Here is a 2,291-nt window from a genome sequence, read left to right as displayed (position 1 = left end):
GCGGGCCATGACGGCCGGATCTTCGCCAAAGGTGGTGGATTGGTCCATGTCGCCTTGTTTGAGGCGAACACAGTGGCCGTCTTTTAAGTCAATTGCAGGGATTAAAAGCATGATGCTTCAGAGTGGTGGGGATAGGGTGGAGGACAGGTGGAGGAAGGGCTTCGAGGAGCTCAGCCCGAGCGGGTGAAAAGGTCAGGGATTCCAGTGAAGGAAGTTTCGGTAGAGAGACAGACCGTGTTCGGCACTTTTTTCGGGGTGGAATTGGGTGGCGAAAATATTATCGCGCGCAATCGCCGAGCTGAAGCGGCTGCCATAGTCGGTCTCGCCTACGCTGTGGCGTGCATCCGACGGTCGGGCGTAAAAACTGTGCACAAAGTAGAAGTAGCTGCCATCCGGCACGTCGCCCCACACCGGATGCGGCGCGCCGCCGTGGTTGTTGCGGTAGACCTGGTTCCAGCCCATTTGCGGCACCTTGTAGCGGCTGCCGTCGGGTTGCAGCTGGCCGGCCAGCTCGAACTTGAGCACTTCGCCATGAATCAGACCCAAGCCGGGCGTGCCCACACCCATCGGTCCCTCGGCACTGTGGTCCAGCAGCATTTGCATGCCCACGCACACCCCGAACAGGGGTTTGCTGGCGGCCGCTTCCAGCACCGACGCCAACAGCCCCGATTCGCGCAATTCGCGCATGCAATCGGGCATGGCGCCCTGGCCGGGCAGCACCACGCGCTCACAAGCGCGCACCTCCTCCGGGTTGGCGGTAATCACCACCTGGTAGCCCGTGTCGGCAGCGGCGGCCTGCACCGCCTGCGACACCGAACGCAGGTTGCCCATGCCGTAGTCGACCACGGCCACGGTTTTGTGGCGCACACCATTTGCTCTTGAATTCATAGCTGCCTGCGCACTATCGACGGGGGCTGGAGGCCTATTTGGCATATGAAGCTACAAGGAACCCTTGGTCGAGGGAATGATGCCCAGGGCGCGCGGATCGAGCTCCAGCGCCGCCCGCAAGGCGCGGGCGAAGGCCTTGAACACGGTCTCGGCCTGGTGGTGCGCATTCACGCCCTTGAGGTTGTCGATGTGCAGCGTCACAAACGCGTGGTTCACAAAGCCCTGAAAGAACTCGTGCGCCAGCTGGCTGTCAAAGGTGCCGATCATGCCGCTTTTGAACGGCACGTCCATCACCAGACCGGGGCGTCCCGAAAAGTCGATCACCACGCGCGACAGCGCTTCGTCCAGCGGCACATAGGCATGGCCGTAGCGGCGTATGCCTTTCTTGTCGCCGACCGCCTTGTGCACGGCCTGGCCGAAGGCAATACCGACGTCTTCCACCGTGTGGTGGCCATCAATGTGGAGGTCCCCATCGGCCTGGATATCGAGGTCGATCATGCCGTGGCGGGCGATCTGGTCCAGCATGTGGTCAAAAAACCCGATGCCGGTGTGCAGCTTGGCCTGGCCGGTGCCGTCCAGATTGACGCGCACGGTGATTTTGGTCTCCGCCGTGTTGCGGGACACTTCCGCAGTGCGCGGGGCGAGGGAAGGTGTGGAGATCGAGGTGGTCATAGTGATTCTTGAAGGGCGATGAGCATGAGCCGGTTTTCATCGGCGGTGCCGACCGTCAGGCGCAGGCAATTCGCCAGCAATGGGTGCATTTTAGAAACGTTCTTGACGAGGACCTTGCGCGTTCTCATGCCGTCAAAGGTTTTTTGCGCATCCGCCACCCGCAGCAAAATCATATTGGCATCGCTGGGAAAGGCCCGAACACCGGGCAATTGGATCAATGCTTCCAAAAGAATAGCACGCTGCGCCCGAATATCGAGGGCTTGCGCCGAAAATACTTCTTGGTGCTCGAGCGCAAAGAGGGCGCATTCATAGTTCAGCACGCTGATGTTATAGGGCGGGCGCACCTTGTCGATTTCGGCGATCAGCGCTTGCGGGCCCATCATGTAACCGAGCCGCACACCGGCCAGGCCAAACTTGCTGAGCGTGCGCATCAGCAGCACGTGGCCGTGTCGCGCCAGCCTGTCGATATAGCTTTTGCTGGAAAACGGCTGGTAGGCCTCGTCCATCACGACCAGGCCGCCCTGCGCGCCGACGGCCAGGATGATCTTCTCAATCACCGCGTCGTCCCACAGATTGGCGCTGGGGTTGTTGGGGTAGGCCAGGTAGGTGATGGACGGCTGATGTTGGGCGATGGCGGCCAGCATGGCGGCCTCGTTCAGCTCAAAATCTTCGGTCAGTGGCACGCCATGAAAGGCCAAACCCTGCAATTGCGCACTCATGGCGTACATCAC

At 60.9% G+C, this 2,291-nt stretch carries 4 protein-coding genes; all 4 read right to left on the bottom strand.

The window, feature by feature from the left end; genetic code table 11:
* The coding region (locus tag B3V69_RS16620; RefSeq protein WP_296448122.1) for a HisA/HisF-related TIM barrel protein at window positions 1-111 on the bottom strand (111 nt) is incomplete at its 3' end.
* A gap of 81 nt (window positions 112-192) precedes the next feature.
* Entirely contained in the window at window positions 193-888 is a 696-nt protein-coding gene (gene hisH, locus B3V69_RS16615; RefSeq protein ID WP_296448118.1) for an imidazole glycerol phosphate synthase subunit HisH, read from the bottom strand.
* Between the two features lie 51 nt (window positions 889-939).
* A complete protein-coding gene (gene hisB / locus B3V69_RS16610) occupies window positions 940-1,560 on the bottom strand; it encodes an imidazoleglycerol-phosphate dehydratase HisB (protein ID WP_296448117.1) in 621 nt (206 codons plus the stop codon).
* Window positions 1,557-2,291 (bottom strand): pyridoxal phosphate-dependent aminotransferase (locus B3V69_RS16605; protein WP_296448116.1); only part of this gene is annotated, 735 nt, incomplete at its 5' end. The genes B3V69_RS16605 and hisB, both read right to left, overlap by 4 nt.

Source organism: Rhodoferax sp. UBA5149, from assembly GCF_002413825.1.
Classification (GTDB): domain Bacteria; phylum Pseudomonadota; class Gammaproteobacteria; order Burkholderiales; family Burkholderiaceae_C; genus Rhodoferax.
The sequence above is the reverse complement of the archived record's forward strand: the minus strand, read 5'-3'. Positions and strand labels throughout refer to the sequence as shown.